Source organism: Rhodococcus sp. NPDC058521 (assembly GCF_042719695.1).
In the GTDB taxonomy this organism is placed as follows: Bacteria; Actinomycetota; Actinomycetes; order Mycobacteriales; family Mycobacteriaceae; genus Rhodococcus_F.
The window spans coordinates 206,018-226,886 of sequence record NZ_JBHXNL010000003.1 but is presented as its reverse complement, the minus strand read 5'-3'; the positions used below and the strand labels follow the sequence as shown (position 1 = coordinate 226,886).

Sequence of the window (20,869 nt, the reverse complement as noted above, 5' to 3'; positions counted from 1 at the left end):
AGGCGCCGACGACCTACTCGTCCTGCTGCGGTCGGCTGCAGTGGTCGGTACACCACCGCAGCGGATGATCTCGGGATGAATCACACGACGATCTCCAGGCGGATCGCCCACCTCGAGTCGTGCCTCGGAGACCGGGTGCTCGTTCACGGCTCCGGAGGCTGGGAACTCACCGACCTGGGTAGCCGAGCACTTGCGTCTGCCGAGACGATCGAATCTGCGCTGGACGGCCTGGTCACCGAACGAACCGGCGCCGAACGTCTGCAGGGCGTGGTCCGCCTGACCGCAACCGATGGGTTCAGCGCCTATATCGCCGCACCCGCAGCCGCCGACGTTCACCGATGTCACCCGGACGTGGCCGTCACCAGGCGCGCAACCCAGAACCGGTGGGGATTCGACGTCGAAGTGGTGGTCGGTAAGCCGCAGGTGCACCGGGCCGAGGCGGTGTGGCCGGCAGACTACGCACTCGGGTTGTACGCCTCGCGCGCCTACCTGGAATCGAGATCGGCGCCGAGGGGGACCGCGGACCTTGCGGACCATTCGTTGGTGTACTTCGTCGACTCGATGCTGCAGGTGGACGAGCTGGACCTGGCCAGGAAGATGACTGCGCCGATGCGTGAGTCCGTGACGTCGACCAATGTGTTCGTGCGCGTCGAGGCCACGCCCGCCGGCGCCGGACTCGGACTGTTGCCGTGCTTCATGGCCGATCGGCACGACGATCTCGTTCGCGTTCTACCCCGCGACGTGGAGAAGATGCTGTCCTACTGGCTGGTGGCCCGCCCCGAGTCGCGGCGCAGACCCGAGGTGGCTGCCGTCGTCGATGCCCTGTACGACACGGTCGACGCGCAGCGGGGCGCTCTGGGTGGCGGACTCTCGCCGCGCTAGCGTCGAGCACGTGCGCAAAGAATCTCGACGGTCCCGAATCCAGACGTTCCACGTGATGGACGTGTGGAAAGCCGCAGCGGAACGTCAACGAACCCACGGTGACGTGCTCACACTCGCTGCCGGTCAGCCGTCCACGCCCGCGCCCGGTCCGGTGCTGCGGGCGACACACGAGACCCTCGACGAGCACCTGCTCGGCTATACCGAAACCTTCGGCATTCCAGCGCTTCGTGAGGCGGTGGCCGATTACCACTCGACCGGGTCTGGCATCGACGTGGGCCCCGACGACGTCGTGATCACCACCGGTTCCTCGGGTGCGTTCACGCTCATATTTCTTGCGGCTTTCGACGTGGGGGACACCGTCGTCGTAGCGCGCCCGGGATATCCCGCCTACCGGAACACCCTGGCCGCACTCGGATGCAACGTCGTCGAACTGGACTGCGGACCCGACACCAGATTCCAGCCGACCGTGGCGATGCTCGACGCGCTGCCGGAGCCCCCGGCCGGACTGATCGTGGCGAGCCCGGCCAATCCGACAGGCACGGTCATCGCGCCGGACGAACTCGCAGCCCTGGCGCGCTGGTGTGACGCCCACGGCACCCTCCTCGTGTCGGACGAGATCTACCACGGGATCGCGTACTCGGATCAGGTCACGAGCTGTGCGTGGGAGACGTCCCGCGAGTCCGTCGTGGTCGGATCCGTGTCCAAGTACTTCTCGATGACCGGGTGGCGGCTCGGTTGGATGCTCGTACCGAGGGACCTGCGGCCTGCCCTCCAGCGGCTCGGTTCGAACCTCACGGTGTGCCCGCCCGCCGTGTCGCAGTATGCGGCGGTCTCGGCGTTCACACCGGAGTCACGCGCAGAGCTCGACAGTCACGTCGACAGGTACGGCGTGAACCGCTCGCTTCTGTTGGAAGGACTTCGGCGGCTCGGGATCACGGACCTCGCTCCGGCCGACGGCGCCTTCTACGTGTACGCCGACATCGGGCATCTCCTCGGCGAGGACGAGGCCTCGACGGCCTGGTGTGCACGGTTGCTCCAGGAGACGGGGGTGGCGCTGGCACCCGGCGTGGACTTCGACACCGTACGTGGCGACCGGACGGTTCGCTTGTCGTTCGCCGGGGCCACCGCAGATATCGAGGAAGCATTGGTCCGGTTGCAGGGGCACCTCGTCGTCGGCGACTAGGAGTTCTCGGCCAGAATGCCAATCCGCCCTGATTGGGGACGCTGTGCTGGCACGATGAAATTGTGTCCTCTGCAGCGACGCCAAAGGGTGAACGACGCCGTCAGGCGTTGGTCGAAGCTGCTGCAGACCTGTTGCTCGAGGGTGGATTCGATGCGGTCAGGCACCGGTCGGTAGCGACTCGCGCCGATCTCCCGCTGGCGTCGACGACCTACTACTTCGAGTCGCTCGACGACCTCATCGCGTGCGCGGTCGAGCGCAACGGAACACGTGATCTCGCTGCCATGCGATCTCGAGTGGGCGAGATCGTGCACCTGCCGCGAGGCAGTTCCGACACCGCGGATCTTCTCGTCGAGTTGATGATCGGGCCGCCCGAGCCGAGTGAGACGGATCGTGAGCGGCTCATCACGCGCTACGAGCGTTTCGTCGCCTGCGCGCGTAGTGCGGCCCTGCGCGATGTGCAACGACGGCTCAAGGCGCAGGTGGACGAAGCGCTTGCAGACGCACTGCTGCGATCGGATCGTGACGCCCACGAGGGGACGCTTCGCAAGCTCGTCGCGATCGTCGACGGGGCGGTGGTCAGTTCCTTGGCGGAACACGAGATGGACCCACGCGAGTTGGCACGCGGCATGCTGTCCGACGTGATCGACATCCTCGCACCGCGAGTCACGCATCCGGCCGCAGAAGGCGCGTGATGGACTTTCGGCGCGCACGTGTCGGTGCGCTGCGGTACTACTGACCGCATGGAGCTGGAGCGACCGATCCCACCGATGAATGCCGGCGAACGCGAAACTCTCGAAGGTTGGCTGGATTTTCACCGCGCCACGCTCGTCCGAAAGTGTGACGGCCTGAGCGACGAGCAGGCGGCCACGGCTTCGGTACCACCGTCCACCTTCACGCTGACCGGTCTGGTGCAGCATCTTGCGGAGGTGGAGCGGAACTGGTTCCGCCGCGTGCTCGGTGAGGACGTGCCGCCGATCCACGGGGCACAGGAGAACGGAATGGACGGCGGGTTCGACGTGTCCGCCGGTGCGGGATTGGCCGCAGCGCTGGCGGCATGGCGGTCGGAGGTCGATGCGGCACGTTCGGCGTGCGCGGGCAGAGTGCTGACCGACCTGGGCCGTATTCACGGTCAGGACGTCAGCCTTCGGTGGATCTACATGCACATGATCGAGGAGTACGCGCGTCACAACGGCCATGCCGATCTCATCCGCGAACGCATCGACGGGGCAACCGGGGTGTAGCCGTAAACTGATGCCTCGTGAGCCGCATCCCGAACGTCCTTGCCAACCGCTACGCCAGTCCCGAGCTCGCCGAGCTGTGGTCCCCGGAACACAAGATCGTGCTCGAACGTCAACTGTGGCTGGCCGTGCTTCGTGCGCAGGCCGAGCTCGGTATCGACGTCCCTGACGAGGCTCTCGCCGACTACGAGCGGGTGCTGCACCAGGTGGATCTGGACTCGATCGCCGAACGTGAGCGGGTCACCAGGCACGACGTGAAGGCACGTATCGAGGAGTTCAACGCGCTCGCCGGACACGAACAGGTCCACAAGGGCCTCACCTCGCGTGACCTGACCGAGAACGTGGAGCAGCTGCAGATTCTGCGTTCGCTCGAGCACGTGTACGCGCACGGCATCGCCGTTGCGGCCCGGCTGTCGGAGGGGGCCGCGCAGCACAGCGAGATCGTGATGGCAGGGCGTTCACACAACGTGGCAGCGCAGGCGACCACACTCGGAAAGCGTTTCGCTTCGGCGGCGGACGAGCTGCTGGTGGCGCTGACGAGACTTCGCGAGCTCATCGACCGCTACCCGCTGCGCGGCATCAAGGGCCCGATGGGCACCGCGCAGGACATGCTCGACCTTCTCGACGGTGATGCGTCCAAGCTCGACACACTCGAGCAGAAGGTCGCCGATCACCTCGGATTCGCCCACGTCTTCACGAGCGTCGGTCAGGTGTACCCGCGTTCTCTCGACCACGACGTGCTGTCGACTCTGGTGCAGGTTGCGGCGGGTCCGTCGTCCTTCGCCCACACGATCCGCCTCATGGCAGGACACGAACTGGTGACCGAAGGTTTCCAGCCCGGTCAGGTCGGCTCGTCCGCCATGCCGCACAAGATGAATACTCGCTCGTGCGAACGCGTCAACGGTCTTCAGGTGGTCCTGCGCGGGTACGCGTCGATGGCTGCCGAACTCGCCGGTGCCCAGTGGAACGAGGGAGACGTCTTCTGCTCCGTCGTCCGCCGAGTCGCATTGCCTGACGCCTTCTTCGCGATCGACGGACTGATCGAGACGTTCCTGACAGTGCTGGCGGAGTTCGGGGCCTACCCGGCCGTCATCGAGAAGGAATTGGCGCGTTACCTCCCGTTCCTCGCGACCACCCGCATCCTCATGGCGTCGGTGCGTGCCGGCGTGGGCCGCGAGACCGCTCACGAGGTCATCAAGGAGCACGCGGTGGCCGTTGCATTGGCGATGCGCGAGCAGGGCAAGGAGCCGGATCTGCTCGACCGACTCGCGGACGACGAGCGTCTGCCGCTCGGACGCGAGGAGTTGGACGCGGCTCTCGCCGACAAGACTGCGTTCATCGGCGCCGCCGCCGCGCAGGTGTCCGCCGTGGTCGAGCGGGTTCAGGAACTCGTCGACGCGAACCCGGAAGCGGCTGCGTACTCGCCATCTCCGATTCTTTAGGCGGCTCCGGCAACAGCACAGGAGGTGTATGTGTCCTGCATTTTCTGCGAGATCGTCGCCGGCCGAGCCGAAGCGAGTGTCGTCCACGAGGATGACGACGTCATGGCTTTCATGGACATCAGACCGTGGACGTCGGGTCATCTGCTGGTCGTGCCGAAACGCCACGCCGTCGGTCTGGCCGACCTCGAGCCTGCCGACGGACAGAAGGTGTTCGCGACCGGTCAACGAATTGCACGAGTGATGCGGGGTGGGGATTCGTCGGCGGAGGGCGTCAATCTTTTCCTCGCCGACGGCGTGGTGGCCGGCCAGGAAGTGTTCCACGTTCATCTGCACGTGTTGCCGCGCAGACGCGGTGACGGCTTCGGGCTGAGGGGCATCCCGCGATCACCGGGCCGCGCCGAACTCGACAAGACCGCGGCCGCGCTCCGCCCCCTTCTGCGATGATCTCACCAGCAGGCAAGGTTCGATCCACCTCCGCTGTCGAACTCCGTATCCGATCGAATTGGAGGCGTGATGACACGCAGTCCCTCCAAATCCGACTCGACGCTGCGACTGCTGTGGCCCCAGTGGCAGGGGGCCGGCGCTGACAATGTTGCAGACCTCATGCCCGACACACCCCTGGAACAGGCTAGACGCAGTTATGCGGTCGGGACCGCCGTCCTGAATGCAGTACTCCCCGAACACGCAGGGAGAACTGCTACCGTGCCCGTCACGTTGGGCGATCAGGGTCTGGCCCAGCGCGACGGAATCGACGCGAAGGACGCCGTCGTTGCGCAGTTGAAGGCCGCACTGGATCTCATCGAGGACAACCCCGCCGAGAAGATAGTGACTCTAGGCGGCGAGTGCTCTGTGAGCGTTGCACCCTTCACCACCCTTGCGAGGAAGTACGGAGAAGACCTCGCGGTCGTGTGGGTCGACTCCCATCCCGACGTGGGAACGCCCGAAAGCGAATACCACGGATATCACGCCATGGCGCTTTCGACACTGCTGGGGCATGGAGACAGCGACATACAAGCACTGCTTCCCGCGACCATGCCGGCATCGAGGGTTGCGCTCGCCGGTCTTCACTCGTGGACGGCAGACGATATCCCGAACGTCGCGAAATGGGGCGTCACCTCGTTCTCCCCGGACGATCTACGGACTTCCAGTGAGGCGTTGCTCGCCTGGATCACACAGACCGGTTGCTCACGTGTCGCCATTCATCTCGACGTCGATGTGGTCGACAGTGACGAGGAGGCGCTCGGTCTCGGAAGGGAGCCCGGTGGGCTGACCTTGCAACAGGTCCGCCGACTTGTCGGCGACATCGACCACGCCGTAGAAGTCGTGGGTATCACGATTGCCGAGTACATCCCTCGGCAGGTCCTCTCGTTACAGCGCCTGGTGGATGGTCTGCCACTGCTCTGAAACGACACAACGGCGTGGGCGCTCGACGGTCTGGCCGCCGGCCGACCGTGCAGAGTATTCCTCTCCGCCGTTGGACCGTTAGGGTGGAAAATCGTGCGCCCTTCATTGTCTTCATATGCCCATCTGGCCGGCGGCAAGGTCCGAGACCTCTACACGATCGACGACGAGCACCTGCTGCTGGTCGCGAGCGACCGGATCTCGGCTTACGACCACGTGCTGGACTCACTGATCCCCGACAAGGGACGCGTACTCACCGCGATGAGCGTGTTCTTCTTCAACGTGATCGAGGGAAACAACCATCTGGCGGGAGATCCGGACGACGAACGTATCCCGGAGGAGGTGCTCGGTCGTGCGTTGGTCGTGCGCAAGCTGAACATGGTTCCGGTCGAGTGCGTCGCCCGCGGATACCTCACCGGGTCGGGTCTGATCGACTACCGGGACACCGGCACGGTGTGCGGTGTGGAGCTTCCCGAGGGACTGGTGGAGGCGAGCGCACTTCCGGACCCGATCTTCACGCCCGCGACCAAGGCCGATCTGGGCGAACACGACGAGAACATCTCCTTCGATAAGGTCATCGACAAGGTCGGGCAGGATCTCGCGGTGAAGCTGCGCGACGACACCCTCGAGATCTACACCCGTGCTGCCCACTTCGCGGCAGATCGGGGCATCATCCTCGCGGACACCAAGCTCGAGTTCGGGCTGGATTCGGGAGGCAACCTGGTTCTGGCCGACGAGGTGCTCACGCCGGATTCGTCGCGCTACTGGCCGGCTGACACCTACGAGGAAGGTGCCGTTCAACCGAGCTTCGACAAGCAGTTCGTCCGCAACTGGCTGACCGGCCCCGAGTCGGGTTGGGATCGTGCGTCCGACACTCCGCCGCCTCCGCTGCCGCCGGAGATCGTCGAGGCCACGCGCGCCCGGTACATCGAGGCGTACGAGCGAATTTCCGGACTGTCCTTCGACGATTGGGTGGGGTGAGAGCATGACGGCCGACGACATGAAGACCGATCCGCCCGTTGCGAAGAAGGTTCCCACCGAACGGCATCATCACGGGCACACCTTCGTCGACGAGTACGAGTGGCTTCGGGACAAGGAGTCGCCCGAGGTCATCGAGTATCTCGAGGCCGAGAACACGTACACGGATCAGCAGACTGCACACTTGGAGCCCTTGCGGGAGAAGGTGTTCCAGGAGATCAAATCGCGTACTCAGGAAACCGACATGTCGGTTCCGACCCGAATGGGGAAGTGGTGGTACTACGCACGCACCGTCGAGGGTGAGCAGTACGGGATGCAGTGTCGCTGTCCGATCGCCGGTGACGAGGACTGGACACCTCCGGAACTCACTCCGGGTGTGGAGGTTCCCGGTGAGCAGATCCTGCTCGACGGCAACAAGGAGGCCGAGGGGCACGAGTTCTTCGCACTCGGTGCGTTCTCGCTGAGCGAGGACGGCACGCTGCTGGCGTACTCGGTGGACACGGTCGGCGACGAGCGTTTCACCATGAAGTTCAAGAACCTGGACTCGGGGGAGTTGCTCGCGGACGAGATTCCCGGCACCGCACCGGGTGCGACGTGGGCGATCGACCACAGCCACATCTTCTACATGACCGTCGACGACTCGTGGCGGCCCGACACCGTGTGGCGTCACCGACTCGGGACCACCACCGACGAGGACGTGAAGGTCTTCCACGAACCCGACGAGCGCTTCTGGGTGTCGTGTGGTTCGACGCGCAGCGAGAAGTACCTGATGATCTGGATTGGATCGAAGATCACCAGCGAGGTGTGGGTACTCGAATCCGCCGATCCCGAAGGCGAATTCACCGTTGTGCTCCCACGCCGTGACGGTGTCGAGTACAGCGTCGAACACGCTGTGGTGGCAGGTGAGGATCGATTTCTCGTCTTGCACAACGATGGGGTCGACGGTGAGAAGGCCGAGAATTTCATGCTCTCGGAGTGCCCGGCGAACGACCCGGGGACACTCACCACTCTGGTTCCCCATCGTCGCGACGTTCGTCTCGAGGACGTCGACGCGTTCTCCGACCATCTGGTGCTCAACTACCGCCGTGAGGCGCTGACGCGAATCGCCGTGTGGCCCATCACGGAGAACGGCTACGGTGAGATCGCCGAGCTTCGGTTCGACGAGGAACTGTTCAGTATCGGCCTCAGCATCAATCCGGAGTGGACTCAGCCGATGCTGCGCATGGGCTTCACTTCCTTCATCACGCCGGGGCAGGTGTACGACTACGACCTGAAGTCCGGCGAGCTCGTTCTGCGGAAGTCGCAGCCGGTGCTCGGTGACTTCGACGCCGCCGACTACGAGCAGCAGCGAGAGTGGGCGACCGCCGAGGACGGGACCAGGGTTCCGCTGTCGATCATCAAGCGCCGTGGAGTCGAGGGCCCTGCGCCGCTGCTTCTGTACGGCTACGGATCGTACGAGGCGAGCATGGACCCGGCGTTCTCCGTGGCACGGCTCTCGTTGCTGGATCGCGGAATCGTGTTCGTCGTCGCGCACGTGCGCGGCGGTGGAGAGATGGGCCGTCACTGGTACGAGAACGGCAAGACGCTCACCAAGAGAAACACCTTCACCGATTTCGTCTCGTGCGCAAGGCATCTGGTCGATTCCGGGTACACCACGCCGGACCGAATGGTGGCGGACGGCGGAAGTGCGGGCGGTCTCCTCATGGGAGCGGTCGCGAACCTCGCACCGGAGCTGTTCACGGGCATTCTCGCCAACGTGCCTTTCGTGGATCCGCTCACCTCGATTCTCGATCCGTCATTGCCGCTCACCGTGATCGAGTGGGACGAGTGGGGTAATCCTCTCGAGGATCCCGAGGTGTACGAGTACATGCGTTCCTACAGCCCGTACGAGAACGTGGAAGCCAAGGATTACCCGGCTATTCTGGCGATCACCAGCATCAACGACACGCGTGTGCTGTACGTGGAGCCCGCCAAGTGGGTGGCGAAACTGCGTGCCACCAAGACCGGCGATTCGCCATTGCTCCTCAAGACGGAGATGAGTGCGGGTCACGGTGGGGTGAGCGGCCGCTACGCGAAGTGGAGGGAAGTCGCGTTCGAGTTCGCGTGGATTCTCGACACCCTGCAGGTCGAGGCAGTCTGATCGGTGGCCTCAGGTGCGCGTCGCATAGCGCACCTGAGGCCGTCCGGCGCGGCCGTACTCGGTACTTTCGTGTGACGACGCCGTCGTCGGCGAGACGTTCGAGGTAACGCCACGCGGTCACGCGGGACATGCCGGTCTGCGCGGCAACCTCGGCGGCCGTGATGGCATCGTCCGATTCCCGCACGCAGCTGAACACGCGGTCCAAAGTTCGTGGGGCAACGCCTTTGGGTGCCGATGCCCGATCGTCGCTGGTTCGACGAGGAGATCACCTTCGACGAGGCGACCATGTTTGAACCGTCATTCCGCGTAAGCGTCGAGCATCTCCTGCGGCAGTGGCTGCTCCATCACGACCTGCGATCCGTCCCACGTGTACGTGATGGTGGCGGGGCCACCGGACGGGCAGCAGCTCGCATCGGTGTTCTCGAGCCAGCGGTAGTTCACCGACACCGAGTTGTCGCTCGAACCGGCAATCGTGGTGTACGAGTAGGCCTCCGACGTGGCCGTACCGAGGTAGGTGTTGTCGTGGAAGAAGAGCACCTGGGTCGGGGAGCTTGCCGTACCGCCGGGCGTCTCTGCCAAGACGTATTCGAGTCCGGGGCAGTTTCCGGCCGGTGCATCACTCGACTCGCCTGCCACCCACCCGTCGTTGCGCGGGGACGGGCTCAGTGACGAGAAGGCCGCTCCGACCACCTGCGAGTTCACGTCCAGGCACGATCCGGCCTCGGGTTCGCTGGGGAGAGGCTTCTCGGGACCTTGCCCGGGAGTGGGCTCGCCTGGAGCAATCGCCGCCGATTCCGCACTTTCGTTCGTGGATGCCGTCTGCGCAGGCGATTGCACGGGAGGTTGAGCTTCGGAAGACGCCGGCTGAGGGGCCGCTGCTGTCGTTGGCGAAGGGTTGGCGTCGTCCGAGCTGCAGGCGGAGAGAAGTGCTGTCGCGGTGATCGCGACCAATGATGCAGAGAGTCGATTGTTCATGATGTCCCCTCTTTCGTGAAGTCGCCGAAGCGCCGACGGTCGTGGACAGTGCGTCACACGGTGTCTCGCCATCCCGGTACCGATCGTTAACGTAGTTATCGACTCGTAATGCGGGAGAGGGCCCGCGTTCTTCGCTACGTTGGAGCCATGACGACTCCTGTACAGAACATCGGAATCAACACACTCCGCGGTGTCCCCACGTCGCTCGGCGAGTACGACGGACGTGCCGTCCTCGTGGTCAATGTGGCATCGAAATGCGGTCTGACCCCGCAGTACACGGCGCTCGAGAAGCTCTCCACCGATTACGCGGACCGCGGTCTCACCGTCCTCGGCATCCCGTGCAATCAGTTCATGGGTCAGGAGCCGGGTACTCCCGAGGAGATCGAGACGTTCTGCTCGACCACCTATGGGGTCACCTTTCCGTTGCTGGAGAAGGTCGAGGTCAACGGCGAGAACCGGCATCCTCTCTATGGGGAACTCACCAAGTCCGAGGACGCCGAGGGCAAGGCCGGCGACATTCAGTGGAACTTCGAGAAGTTCCTGATCGCGCCCGACGGAACCGTTGCCAAGCGTTTCCGCCCACGCACCGAGCCCGACGCTCCCGAGGTCGTCGAGGCCATCGAGGCTGTTCTTCCGGGCTAGAGCCCACCCTCTGTGCGCGCTCGGGGAGTCTGCGCCCCCCTCGAGCGCGCACAGGATCGGTTTCGCACAGGATTGGTTTGTTGTTCACCTTCCTCTGCCACGCTGGGGTACATGACCGGACAGGTGATCGTGTCGGTGTCAGGGATCCGCGACGAAACGCGTGAGCACGCCGCGTCGTTCGCGGACGAGATGGACAAGCGTGGTGTGTCGCTGTCGCTGCTCGTCGCGCCTCGATCGAAGGACAAATATCGCCTCGTCAACGACACGAAGACGCAGTCTTGGCTGCGTGATCGGCGCGCTGGCGGTGCCGCGATAGTTCTGCACGGCTACGACCAGGCTGCAACGAAGCGACGACGTGCCGAGTTCGCCACCCTCCCCGAGCACGAGGCGCGGCTGCGGTTGCTCGCAGCGGACCGGGTGATGGAGCAGGTGGGTCTGCGCACCCGCCTCTTCGCTGCTCCGCGGTGGTCGGCTTCGGCGGGTGCGGTCAATGCCCTCCCGTCCGCAGGTTTTCGCCTGCTGGCCGCAATGACGTCGATTCAGGATCTCGAGCGCGACACTGCGGTCCGTTCTCGGGTGCTGGGTATCGGTGAGGGCTTTCGGGCCGAACCGTGGTGGTGTCGGGCGCTTGTCTTGGGGGCGGGACGGACGGCGCGTCGCGGAGGCCTGGTTCGGCTGGCAATCACCGGAAAGCAATTGGGCAGGAGTGGGGCACGACAGGCGCTGATCGACGCCGTCGACCTGTGCCTTCATCATGAGGCCACGCCCACCGTCTACCGATGGGACCGGCGTCTGAACCATCTGGGCGCTGCCTGAACCATCTGGGCGCTGCCTGAACCATCTGAGCGCTCAGGCCAATCCGTCGATGTGTGCGGCCAGAGTCTTCGCTGCAACCTCGGACGAATCGTTGTCGCCGAGCACGAGGTGCATCGCGAGTCCGTCGATCAGAGCATGCAGGCGCAGTGCTTCGTCCTCGACGCTGCGTGCGGAGTCGAATAGGCCGTTCCGTGAGAGTCCGTCCAAGGCCAGAGCGCAGGCGGCGCGAAGTGCGTTGTGAGCGTCGAGCGCGATCGTGCGCAGTGTGGGATGTCCGGGGACCTCGCTGACGAGTGCGAGGTTCACTTCCATCTCGCACTGCCTCGTTTCGTCGAGGGGGAGTACCTCCTCGAGTATCGCCAGTGCGCGACTTCGCGGATCGGTGATAGACACGTGCGCGATTATGCGTTCGCGAGCGCGAACGTGCACCAACTGCATCGAGTAGGCGAGAAGTTCGGCCTTACTGGCGAACACGTGTCGAAGGGAGCCGCTCGACAAGCCCGCCTCGGCGGCGACCTCACGTACCGAGACCGCGCTGACACCGTCGCGTCTGATGACTCGCCACACGGCCTCGGCTATTTCCTGTTGGCGTCCTTCGTGGTCGATCAGTTTCGGCACACCCTCATGTTAGCACGAGCGTGTTAGCATACTGAAGTTGTTGATACGACCGTGCTACCAAACTGGCAGGGGTTCTCTCGTGACGAAGCATCGGTACATCGCCCTCGACGTTCTTCGGGGCCTCGCGATCCTGGGGACACTGGGTACCAACGTGTGGATTTTCACCAATGCCGAAGGATTCGTCGGCTACGTCAACGGAACGGGTGATGCGACGGGGGTCTGGGCTCCCGTGCAAGACGTCCTGCAACAACTTGCGCAGGGGAAGTTCCTCGGACTGCTGACCATCATGTTCGGAATAGGTCTTGCGGTCCAACAACGTTCGGCCGTGAAGCGCGGTGCCCGCTGGCCCGGAAATTATCCTGTTCGCGCAGGGCTGCTGATGCTCGACGGTGTTCTGCACTACTTCCTGTTCACGGAGTTCGACGTGCTGATGGGGTACGCGTTCACCGGTCTCGTCGTCGCCTTCGTCCTTGCGTCGAGCATTCGCGCGCAACGGATCTGGACCATCTGCGCGGTCGCGCTGCATACCGCGATGCTTGCGTTGCTCGTCGCGGCGCTCGCTTTTGCTCCGGCGCTCGATCCCGAGCCGCTGTCTCCGAATCCGTATGCCGACGGAAGTTTCTGGGATCTCGTCGTGTTCCGTCTCGAAAATATCCAGATCTTCCGGCTCGAGGTGATCTTCATCCTGCCGATGTCGATTGCGCTGTTCCTCGTGGGGGCGAGGCTGTTCGGCAGGGGAATCCTCGACCCCGAGTGTGCGCAGCTTCGCCGCAAGTTGATGCTGTTCGGATTCGGTGTCGCATTGCCGCTGGACTTCGCACTCGGCCTGTTCGGTTCGGATGCCGGGCTGGTATTGGGGCGATACGGAACCGCACCCTTCGTATCGTTGGCGATCCTCGCGGCGGTGGCGCACCGGTACGTGGTCGAACCGGAGCCCGGACTGATCGGAAAGGCCCTCGTCCCACTCGGACGAACCGCGTTGACGTGCTACGTATTGCAGAACTTTCTGTGCTCGGTGATCTGCTACGGGTGGGGGTTCGGTCTGTCGGCGCGGCTCACCGGCGAAACCCTCGTGCCGGCGACGGTAGCGGTGTTCGTGGGAGTGTCCGCGACCATGATCGCGGCCTCCACGTTGTGGCTGCGCCGCTTCGACCGTGGACCGCTCGAATGGTTGTGGAACGCGAGCTACCAGCGTCTGACCGGGAAATCGCAGGAGCGGTCGGCAGTACCCGTGGCCTGAACGGGTGACGTGCACAGCAGGAAGTGGGATCCTGGAAGGCGTCCGTACTGCGCGAACCCGCGAGGAGGAAAGATGCCCACATCAGGTGGCTCCGACAACCAACCGCAGTTGAAGGACCAGGACCTCTACGAGACCCTCCGCGAGGAAGGGAACTCCAAGGAAAAGGCGGCCCGGATCTCGAACGCCGCCGCCAACCGTGGTCGATCGAACGTGGGTCGATCGGGCGGAGAATCGCCTGCCTACGAGGAGTGGACCGTCGACGAGTTGCGCGAGCGAGCCAAGGAACTCGACATGCACGGCTACTCGGATCTGACGAAGGACGACCTGATCGACAAACTTCGTAACCACTGAGGCTTGGCCGTGCAAGGCTAACGGACATGTGGACTGGAGCGGATCTTGTCGAAGACGTATCCGAGGGTGACTGGATCGAACCAGCGATTTCCGGGTTCTATGCAAGCGGGGGTGGACGGTTCGGCATGGTGGGTGCGTTGCTCCCGCCATGTTTCGACGCCTACGCCCGGATTCTGCACCCCGCCTATCGGTTTCGGTCGGGGGTGCGTAGTAGCCCATTGGTGTGTTGGACCACGGTAGCGGCGGCGAACGGACGCACGATGCACCCGCTCGTTCAGTGGACTCACCTGTTGCCTCACCGTGACGAATGGGAGGGGCAGACGGGTGTCTGGGCAAAGGGGCCCGATACGGGGCGGCTCGAGCCCCCGGTCCGAAAGAAGCTCGAGTCGATTCTCGCCGCACACACATCCACCCCGGATACCTGCTGGTACGCGATCTGGGAAGGAAACACCATCCTGGACGACGTCCGGCACCTCGGTGGTCGGGTGCGTGCTTACGGTCTGGAGTTCTTTCTCGTGAAGGACGAACTCCAGGCTCCCGACGACGAGCGCGACCTGGATTCGATTCCGGCGGGCCTGTGGTGGCCGAACGACCGTAGTTGGTGCGTGTCCAGCAACGGTGACCTCATGTCGACCTATGTCGGCGGTACGTACGAATGTATTGCCGCGATCCTCGACGACCCCGACCTGGAAGCCTTCCCGGTGGCTCCCACGGACGACGTCACGTCGACAAGTGACACCGTGAACCCGCTACCTCCACTGAATGGATCCGCCTAGGGTCAGACCTCCACCGACGTCTCGCTCGGCAGCGTTCGGAACTCCGAGCCTTCGGGTGCCATTTCGGAGTATCGGCCGTAGAAAAGGCCCGTCGCGTCGTCGGCGATGATGGCCTGGTGGATGGGTACGGCCACGCGCGGAGCGACCGCACGCAGGAAGTCGATGGCCTCGGAAATTTTCAACCAAGGAGCGGCCGCGGGCAACGCGAGTACGTCCACCTTTTCGTCCGGGACGAACAACGAGTCGCCGGGATGCATGAATCGTGCCGGGTTGTCTGTGTCTCCGAGGAGATATGCGGTGTTGTCGATCAGCGGAATATCCGGATGGATCACAGCGTGCATACCGCCGGTTCCGGTGACCTGCACGTCGCCGATGTGGAACTGCTGACCCGGACGAACGGCCTTCCAGTCGCCGCCGAGTTGATCGGCCGTCTGCGGATCGGAATAGAGGGCAGCTCCCGGGTTGGCCGCCACCAGCTTCGGCAAGCGCGACTGATCGGCGTGATCCGGATGTTGGTGGGTGATCATGATCGCGTCGAGACCCGTGATGCCCTCGAACCCGTGCGAGAACGTTCCCGGATCGAACAGGATCGTCGAACCGTTCAACTCGACGAGTACACAGCTGTGTCCGAAGTGAGTCAGTCGCATGCACCCGAGTATGCCGAATGGTCGCCGGAGCCGCCGTGGCCGTCGTCCGATGCGGAGTGAAGTCGGGTCGACCGGTAAACTTCCGGGTGCCTGGTGAACTACCCAGGGCTCAGTACAACTACCGAGGAGCAGCACGTGGCCCGTGTCGTCGTCGAAGTCATGCCCAAGGCCGAGATTCTCGACCCTCAGGGCCAGGCCATCGCCGGAGCTCTGCCCCGCCTCGGATTTGCCGGGGTCACCGACGTTCGTCAGGGTAAGCGGTTCGAACTCGAGGTCGACGGCAGCGTCGACGACGCACAGCTCGAGAAGATCGCCGAGGCACTCCTGGCCAACACGGTGATCGAGGACTGGACCGTCAGGCGCGTCGAAGCATGAGCGCACGCGTCGGAGTAATCACTTTCCCCGGCACGCTCGACGACGTCGATGCTGCCCGGGCCGTGACTCTCGCCGGCGGCGAGGCCGTCAGCCTGTGGCACGGGGACGCAGACCTCAAGGGCGTCGACGCCGTGATCGTGCCCGGCGGCTTCTCCTACGGGGACTACCTGCGCTGTGGCGCCATCGCGCGATTCGCTCCCGTCATGGGCAAGGTCGTCGAAGCAGCGAAGGGTGGCATGCCCGTCCTCGGTATCTGCAACGGCTTCCAGGTGCTGTGCGAGGCCGGACTTCTGCCCGGTGCGCTCACCCGCAACGAGGGACTGCACTTCATTTGCCGCGACGAGTGGCTGAAGGTCGAGAACAACTCGACGGCGTGGACCACCCGGTACGAGGCGGGCGCCGAGATTCTCATCCCGCTCAAGTCCGGTGAGGGACGGTTCCAGGCTTCGACCGAAGTCCTCGACGAACTCGAAGGCGAAGGTCGCGTGGTGTTCCGCTACGCCGGCGACAACCCGAACGGTTCACAGCGCGGCATCGCAGGGATCTCCTCTGCAAACGGTCGGGTCGTCGGCTTGATGCCGCACCCCGAGCACGCTACCGAGGCGCTGACCGGGCCGAGCGACGACGGTCTCGGGATGTTCTACTCGGCTCTCGAAAGCATCGTGTCCGTCTAGTTCTCAGTCGTTTCCGCTGATAGGCCGCGGGAACCTGTTCTAGTTCGGTAGCGTCGGTCCCATGATCGACACCGTCGTCTGGGGGACCGGAAACGTCGGCCGCGCAGCCATCCGTGCGGTTGTCGCCAATCCGGCGTTGTCATTGGCCCGCGTTCTGGTGCACAACCCGGAGAAGGTCGGGCGGGACGCCGGCAATCTCGCCGGTCTCGGGCACCCGCTGGGTGTCGCGGCAACCGACGACGTCGCTGCCGTGCTCGAGTCCGAACCGGATGCGGTCGTCTACGCGGTCTCCGGCGAAGTGCGTCCCGACGAGGCACTTGCAGACATCGTGCGCGCGGTGAGTTCGGGGGCCGTGGTCGTGACACCGGCACTTTATGCGCTCTACGACCACCGAAGTGCACCCATCGAAATCGCCGAACCGGTCCACGCGGCGATAGCGGACGGGGGTGGGTCACTGTTCGTGTCCGGCGTGGACCCAGGTTGGGGTAACGACGTACTCCCACTCCTCCTCAGCGGTCTCGGGTCGAGCATCGACGTCATCAGATGTCAGGAGATCTTCGACTACTCGACATACGACCAGCCCGATTCCGTGCGCTATCTCGTCGGGATGGGGCAGCCGATGGAGTATGTACCGCCCATGGTTGCGCCCGGCGTGCCGACGATGGTGTGGGGCGGTCAGGTGCGGCTCATGGCCCGGGCGCTCGGTCTCGAACTGGACGAGATCCGCGAGACTCTCGAGCGGCGGCCGCTCGCGAAGACCGTCGGCACCGCGACGATGGGAGAATTCGAAGCCGGAACCCAAGGCGCACTGCGGTTCGAGGTTCAGGGTGTCGTCGACGGCGAGGCGATCATCGTCATCGAACACGTCACCCGTATTCATCCTTCGTGTGCACCCGACTGGCCGATGCCGCCCGACGGCGACGGAGCTCACCGGGTCGTTCTTGAAGGCCGCCCGCACATCGAGGTGACCGTCGAGGCCACCGACGAGGGTGGAAGTAGATCGGCAGGCGGAAACGCCACGGCGGTAGGGCGTTTGGTCAACGCGATCGATTGGCTCTTTGATTCACCCCCGGGGCTTTACGACGCGCTGGACGTGCCGTTGCGTCCGACGGTGGGCAAACTCGGAAGGAAGAAATCATGAGAATCGATGTTCCGGAGGGCAAGGATCCGATCGGGTACGTCTGGGGCGAAGTGGTGCCCGAGATCGGAATCGCAGCGTCACAGTTCTCGATGTCGGTGTATGCCCACACCACACTGGGGCTGCGTGAGTTCGAGGCGGCCCGGCTGAGAATCGCTCAGATCAACGGGTGCATCTTCTGCCTCGACTGGCGAACCGACCGAGACGGTGAAAAGGTCGAAGATGGTTTCGCCGAAGCCGTGGCGGACTGGCGCACGACGGACGACTTCGACTACAGGACAAGGCTCGCAGCCGAATACGCCGAAAGGTACGCCGTCGACCATCACAATCTGGATGACGAATTCTGGTCGAGAATGTTCGAGCACTACACCCAAGCAGAGGTAGTGGAACTGTCGATGGCGATCGGATCATGGTTGGCGTTCGGTCGCCTCAATCACGTTCTCGGCGTCGACACGGCCTGCACGCTCCCGGTGCCGGATCCGAACACCTCCGGCGAACCGGTCACGCCGCGGATTTGAACGGATCGTGTTTCTGCGTGGTACTACCCGAGTTGGCGGGGTGGCCGTGCAGGTCGCTTTCGACCGGGAAGCCACACGTAGTTCGCCGTGCGTGATCCGTACTTGGCGTATCGGTTGACTCCTTCCTTGCTCACGGCCCCCGGTATTCCGGTCACGAAGAGCCGGCGCGGGGTGTCGTCGCGGCGGCAGGCCTGGAGCAGCCCGTTTCGCCGCCCGAGACTCAGTGCTTGCCCCGTGTAGCCCATGGAAAACTTTCTAATCTTGTGGCCCTTGGCAATTCGAATGATCGAACCAGCCGCGTGTGCACCCTGTGGTGTGGCTGTTGCGCAGGCGAACCTGGCGTCCGGGACGGCCGCGCAATCGCCGACCACGAAAATGCGTTCGTCCGTCACACTGCGGAGATATTCGTCGACAACGGCACGACCCGACGCGTCGACGGCCAACCCGCTCGAGGCGACGAGTTCGGGCACGTCTGCGACGACGGCCCACAACGTGAGGTCGGAGTGCAACTCCTCCCGGCTCCGCAGAACCACGGTGCCACCGAGGGGTGTCTCCATCGTGCGTACCTCGTCGACCACGTCCTGGACGATCTGCACGTTCATCCGCCCCAAGTCCTCGCACACCCTCCGCTGCGCTGCGGGGGACAAGGTAGCGCCGATAGTCTGTCCCACGATGCGCACGTGCACGTCCGGGCGTGATTCGGCGATCTCGGCAGCCGTCTCGATGCCGGTCGGGCCGCCGCCGATGACCGTCACCGTCTTTCCTGCAGGCAGATCCGAAAGGGATGCGCCCGCCACGACGGCAGCTTCGTAAGTGCCGACAGCGACCGTGCCGGGTAGCGGCGAGACCGTGCTCCCGACGGCGACGATCAAGTAGTCGAATCGAATGCTGGTGCCATCGTCGAGTCGCAATGCGCCGTCGCCGATCTTGTCGACCGATCCGAGCTGTATGTCGACATTCTTTCGGAGCATTTCGATCAATGGTGTTGTTGCGGAGCCGGTACCGGCGATCTGCTGGTGCAGCCGCACTCGCTCGACGAACTCGGCTCGCGGATTGATCACGCTGACTTCGGCGTCTTTGCATTTGCGTGCAAGCCGGTTCGCCGCGATCGTTCCTGCATAGCCGGCACCTATTACGACGATCTTCACAACTGAATCCTGTCCGTTCGCAAGACGGTAGCGGCGATGTCTTCCAGACCGCCGCGGACGATGGCCGGATCGGCGCCCGCCACGGACGCTGAACGCAGTAGGCCGAGGTACCCGTAGTAGAGCGCCCGCGCTGCGGCGGGGGCGAGTGCGTCGAGCCCCGCCCCGCGCGCAACATGCTCGAACTCTCCTGTGAGAGTTGTCGACAAGCTCCCGAAGACATCCGTCCGGTGTGCGCCTCGCGCGAGTATGGCTCCGTACTCGCGCGCCAGAGCAGGGTCGGAGGAGAACAGGTCCAGGAAGGGCTGCACCACGTCACCGGCGCTGCGCACCGGGTCGTCGACGGAGGGAAGAGGCGATGCTGCCCGCTTCTCGTGGATGGCGCCGATCCAGCGGTCGTAGGCCATGAGCAGTAGGGAGTCCTTGTCTCCAACAGCCATCACGCTCCCGACGCTGACCCCCGCGGCTTCCGCAATTCTGCGAATTGTCGTCGACTTGAATCCGTCGTTCGAGAAAAGCTGTTGGGCAGCATCGATGATGCGCGTTCGGGTGTCCTCACGTTGCCTGTCCCGACTAGACTGAACACGTTCACCGAACATGTTCATCAACTTAGGGCGTACCGGTCACTACGTCAAGGGCGGTCACGCCGCGGATTTGAAGGGGTCGTGTTCCGCGATCAATTTCTCGAGCCGTGCCTCGTCGACTCGACCGAGGACGCTCGACGCCTCCTGCTGGTCGCGGATGACCTTTGCGAGAGTGAAGGCACTGGTGACGAGGAATAACAGGGTCATCCCGAGAAATGCTCTCTGCCAGGTGTCGATCGGGAGGTAGGCGATCCCGAGAAGCGATCCGCCGAGACTAACGGCGAACGCCAGCGCTGCTTGGAAGAAGTAGGCGGAGGTGGTCTTTGTCGAAGGCGTCGGTGTCATGAGAATCAGCCTGACGCGGCCGCGGGGCCGATTCCTGAGTAGGACTACCCGAGTTGACCGAGTATTTCCGCAAGCGGGCTCGGTTGGAGTGCACTCGAGCTCGTCGTCGTATGCCAACCTCCACGTGATTGACAGCTCACGGAGCAAGGGCGCGCATCGCCAAGTCGACCACGGCGTCTGCGTGTGCATAGTCGAGTTCGAAGGCGCCGTTCATCCATCGGTGAAACAGTGGAGCTACGAAAAGCTCGAAGGCAAGGGCTGTTTCGATGTCGTCTCGGATCTGACCCTGCTCTTGTGCGGATCTGAACCGCACGTCGACGTGCTCGAGTTGCGGCCGATAGACGCGTTCGACGACTTGCTGCTGGAGTTCAGCGTCTTGCATCGACTCGATGGTCAGCGCCCGGAAGAGGGGTTCGAAGTCAGGGGAGGTGAACTCGTCCACTGTCGCCCTCAGTACGGTGCGCATGTCCGTAGCAAGATCGCCGGTGTCGGGGAATTGCAGAAGATCGTCGGCCGAGTTCTGTAGCGCCAACGCGTCCACGACTACGGCGCCCTTCGATCTCCACCACCGGTAGATGGTCTGTTTGCCCACACCGGCGCGGGATGCGATGCCTTCGATGGTGATCTTGGGGTAGGGCAGTTCTTTGATGAGTTCCTGTGTCGAAAGCAAGATCGCCGTACGTGCTCGCTCCGATCGGCGGGAAGTGTCCGGGGTCATGAGTGCAGTCTACGGTCCTGCGAGACGTTCCGTCTTGTTCGTG

24 protein-coding genes and 3 pseudogenes are annotated in these 20,869 nt (G+C 64.0%); 18 read left to right on the top strand and 9 right to left on the bottom strand.

Annotated features, from left to right (window positions below; all coding sequences use genetic code 11):
* The first annotated feature begins 22 nt into the window (after positions 1-22).
* From ACFWO3_RS07485 to ACFWO3_RS07445, 9 genes and pseudogenes are all read left to right on the top strand, one after another.
* Positions 23-882, top strand: a pseudogene (locus tag ACFWO3_RS07485) (LysR family transcriptional regulator).
* A 10-nt stretch (positions 883-892) separates the two neighbouring features.
* Entirely contained in the window at positions 893-2,065 is a 1,173-nt protein-coding gene (locus ACFWO3_RS07480; RefSeq protein WP_378575578.1) for a pyridoxal phosphate-dependent aminotransferase, read from the top strand.
* A gap of 62 nt (positions 2,066-2,127) precedes the next feature.
* On the top strand, positions 2,128-2,757 hold the full coding sequence (locus ACFWO3_RS07475; protein ID WP_378575575.1) for a TetR/AcrR family transcriptional regulator: 630 nt from the start codon (positions 2,128-2,130) through the stop codon (positions 2,755-2,757).
* A gap of 48 nt (positions 2,758-2,805) precedes the next feature.
* On the top strand, positions 2,806-3,306 hold the full coding sequence (locus tag ACFWO3_RS07470) for a DinB family protein (RefSeq protein WP_378575572.1): 501 nt from the start codon (positions 2,806-2,808) through the stop codon (positions 3,304-3,306).
* 17 nt (positions 3,307-3,323) lie between these two features.
* Positions 3,324-4,745 carry an adenylosuccinate lyase gene (gene purB, locus ACFWO3_RS07465; protein WP_378575568.1) on the top strand — a complete coding sequence of 474 codons (1,422 nt, stop codon included), beginning with the start codon at positions 3,324-3,326 and terminating at the stop codon, positions 4,743-4,745.
* A 30-nt stretch (positions 4,746-4,775) separates the two neighbouring features.
* Entirely contained in the window at positions 4,776-5,189 is a 414-nt protein-coding gene (locus ACFWO3_RS07460; protein WP_378575565.1) for an HIT family protein, read from the top strand.
* Between the two features lie 69 nt (positions 5,190-5,258).
* Positions 5,259-6,149: an arginase family protein gene (locus ACFWO3_RS07455; protein WP_378575562.1), complete on the top strand. Its 891-nt coding sequence runs from the start codon at positions 5,259-5,261 to the stop codon at positions 6,147-6,149.
* 93 nt (positions 6,150-6,242) lie between these two features.
* Positions 6,243-7,127 carry a phosphoribosylaminoimidazolesuccinocarboxamide synthase gene (locus tag ACFWO3_RS07450; protein ID WP_378575560.1) on the top strand — a complete coding sequence of 295 codons (885 nt, stop codon included), beginning with the start codon at positions 6,243-6,245 and terminating at the stop codon, positions 7,125-7,127.
* A 19-nt stretch (positions 7,128-7,146) separates the two neighbouring features.
* A complete protein-coding gene (locus ACFWO3_RS07445; protein ID WP_378575911.1) occupies positions 7,147-9,264 on the top strand; it encodes a S9 family peptidase in 2,118 nt (705 codons plus the stop codon).
* A 9-nt stretch (positions 9,265-9,273) separates the two neighbouring features.
* Here ACFWO3_RS07445 and ACFWO3_RS07440 read toward each other — a convergent pair.
* Both ACFWO3_RS07440 and ACFWO3_RS07435 read right to left on the bottom strand, forming a co-directional pair.
* Positions 9,274-9,529, bottom strand: a pseudogene (locus ACFWO3_RS07440) (helix-turn-helix domain-containing protein); the annotation flags it as partial.
* Positions 9,530-9,561: 32 nt separating this feature from the next.
* The gene (locus ACFWO3_RS07435; RefSeq protein ID WP_378575558.1) at positions 9,562-10,239 is read right to left on the bottom strand and encodes an LppP/LprE family lipoprotein; all 678 of its coding nucleotides are present in this window, start codon (positions 10,237-10,239) and stop codon (positions 9,562-9,564) included.
* A 147-nt stretch (positions 10,240-10,386) separates the two neighbouring features.
* On the opposite strand from ACFWO3_RS07435, the gene ACFWO3_RS07430 reads away from it, so the two are divergent.
* Positions 10,387-10,881: a glutathione peroxidase gene (locus ACFWO3_RS07430; RefSeq protein WP_378575555.1), complete on the top strand. Its 495-nt coding sequence runs from the start codon at positions 10,387-10,389 to the stop codon at positions 10,879-10,881.
* A 111-nt stretch (positions 10,882-10,992) separates the two neighbouring features.
* A complete protein-coding gene (locus tag ACFWO3_RS07425; RefSeq protein ID WP_378575552.1) occupies positions 10,993-11,697 on the top strand; it encodes a DUF2334 domain-containing protein in 705 nt (234 codons plus the stop codon).
* 33 nt (positions 11,698-11,730) lie between these two features.
* Here ACFWO3_RS07425 and ACFWO3_RS07420 read toward each other — a convergent pair whose 3' ends face one another.
* A complete protein-coding gene (locus ACFWO3_RS07420; RefSeq protein WP_378575549.1) occupies positions 11,731-12,315 on the bottom strand; it encodes a TetR/AcrR family transcriptional regulator in 585 nt (194 codons plus the stop codon).
* A 79-nt stretch (positions 12,316-12,394) separates the two neighbouring features.
* Here ACFWO3_RS07420 and ACFWO3_RS07415 point away from each other — a divergent pair, with 79 nt between their 5' ends.
* The 3 genes from ACFWO3_RS07415 to ACFWO3_RS07405 all read left to right on the top strand — a co-directional run bounded on the left by ACFWO3_RS07415 (position 12,395) and on the right by ACFWO3_RS07405 (position 14,682).
* Positions 12,395-13,555: a DUF418 domain-containing protein gene (locus ACFWO3_RS07415; RefSeq protein ID WP_378575546.1), complete on the top strand. Its 1,161-nt coding sequence runs from the start codon at positions 12,395-12,397 to the stop codon at positions 13,553-13,555.
* A 72-nt stretch (positions 13,556-13,627) separates the two neighbouring features.
* On the top strand, positions 13,628-13,906 hold the full coding sequence (locus ACFWO3_RS07410; RefSeq protein WP_378575543.1) for a Rho termination factor N-terminal domain-containing protein: 279 nt from the start codon (positions 13,628-13,630) through the stop codon (positions 13,904-13,906).
* Between the two features lie 26 nt (positions 13,907-13,932).
* A complete protein-coding gene (locus ACFWO3_RS07405) occupies positions 13,933-14,682 on the top strand; it encodes a hypothetical protein (RefSeq protein ID WP_378575540.1) in 750 nt (249 codons plus the stop codon).
* Between the two features lie 2 nt (positions 14,683-14,684).
* Here ACFWO3_RS07405 and ACFWO3_RS07400 read toward each other — a convergent pair whose 3' ends face one another.
* Positions 14,685-15,329 (bottom strand): MBL fold metallo-hydrolase, encoded by a 645-nt coding sequence (locus tag ACFWO3_RS07400; RefSeq protein ID WP_378575536.1) that lies wholly within the window; start codon positions 15,327-15,329, stop codon positions 14,685-14,687.
* Positions 15,330-15,464: 135 nt separating this feature from the next.
* On the opposite strand from ACFWO3_RS07400, the gene purS reads away from it, so the two are divergent.
* The 4 genes from purS to ACFWO3_RS07380 all read left to right on the top strand — a co-directional run bounded on the left by purS (position 15,465) and on the right by ACFWO3_RS07380 (position 18,034).
* Positions 15,465-15,704, top strand: a complete 240-nt coding sequence (purS, locus tag ACFWO3_RS07395; RefSeq protein ID WP_378575533.1) for a phosphoribosylformylglycinamidine synthase subunit PurS — start codon at positions 15,465-15,467, stop codon at positions 15,702-15,704.
* Entirely contained in the window at positions 15,701-16,378 is a 678-nt protein-coding gene (purQ, locus tag ACFWO3_RS07390) for a phosphoribosylformylglycinamidine synthase subunit PurQ (protein ID WP_378575530.1), read from the top strand. The genes purS and purQ overlap by 4 nt, the downstream gene beginning before the upstream one ends.
* A 61-nt stretch (positions 16,379-16,439) precedes the next feature.
* Positions 16,440-17,519 carry a dihydrodipicolinate reductase gene (locus tag ACFWO3_RS07385; RefSeq protein ID WP_378575527.1) on the top strand — a complete coding sequence of 360 codons (1,080 nt, stop codon included), beginning with the start codon at positions 16,440-16,442 and terminating at the stop codon, positions 17,517-17,519.
* Complete coding sequence (locus ACFWO3_RS07380) at positions 17,516-18,034, top strand: carboxymuconolactone decarboxylase family protein (protein WP_378575524.1); 519 nt, start codon at positions 17,516-17,518, stop codon at positions 18,032-18,034. The genes ACFWO3_RS07385 and ACFWO3_RS07380 overlap by 4 nt, the downstream gene beginning before the upstream one ends.
* 23 nt (positions 18,035-18,057) lie before the next feature.
* Here ACFWO3_RS07380 and ACFWO3_RS07375 read toward each other — a convergent pair whose 3' ends face one another.
* The 5 genes and pseudogenes from ACFWO3_RS07375 to ACFWO3_RS07355 form a co-directional block, all read right to left on the bottom strand.
* Positions 18,058-19,182: an NAD(P)/FAD-dependent oxidoreductase gene (locus ACFWO3_RS07375; RefSeq protein WP_378575521.1), complete on the bottom strand. Its 1,125-nt coding sequence runs from the start codon at positions 19,180-19,182 to the stop codon at positions 18,058-18,060.
* Positions 19,179-19,622, bottom strand: coding sequence for a hypothetical protein (locus ACFWO3_RS07370; RefSeq protein ID WP_378575931.1), 444 nt, complete (start codon positions 19,620-19,622; stop codon positions 19,179-19,181). The genes ACFWO3_RS07375 and ACFWO3_RS07370 overlap by 4 nt, the downstream gene beginning before the upstream one ends.
* Positions 19,623-19,631: 9 nt before the next feature.
* Positions 19,632-19,778: pseudogene (locus ACFWO3_RS07365) on the bottom strand (TetR/AcrR family transcriptional regulator); the annotation flags it as partial.
* A gap of 42 nt (positions 19,779-19,820) precedes the next feature.
* Complete coding sequence (locus tag ACFWO3_RS07360) at positions 19,821-20,108, bottom strand: YiaA/YiaB family inner membrane protein (RefSeq protein ID WP_378575518.1); 288 nt, start codon at positions 20,106-20,108, stop codon at positions 19,821-19,823.
* Positions 20,109-20,244: 136 nt separating this feature from the next.
* Positions 20,245-20,826 (bottom strand): TetR/AcrR family transcriptional regulator, encoded by a 582-nt coding sequence (locus ACFWO3_RS07355; protein WP_378575515.1) that lies wholly within the window; start codon positions 20,824-20,826, stop codon positions 20,245-20,247.
* Positions 20,827-20,869 lie beyond the last annotated feature (43 nt).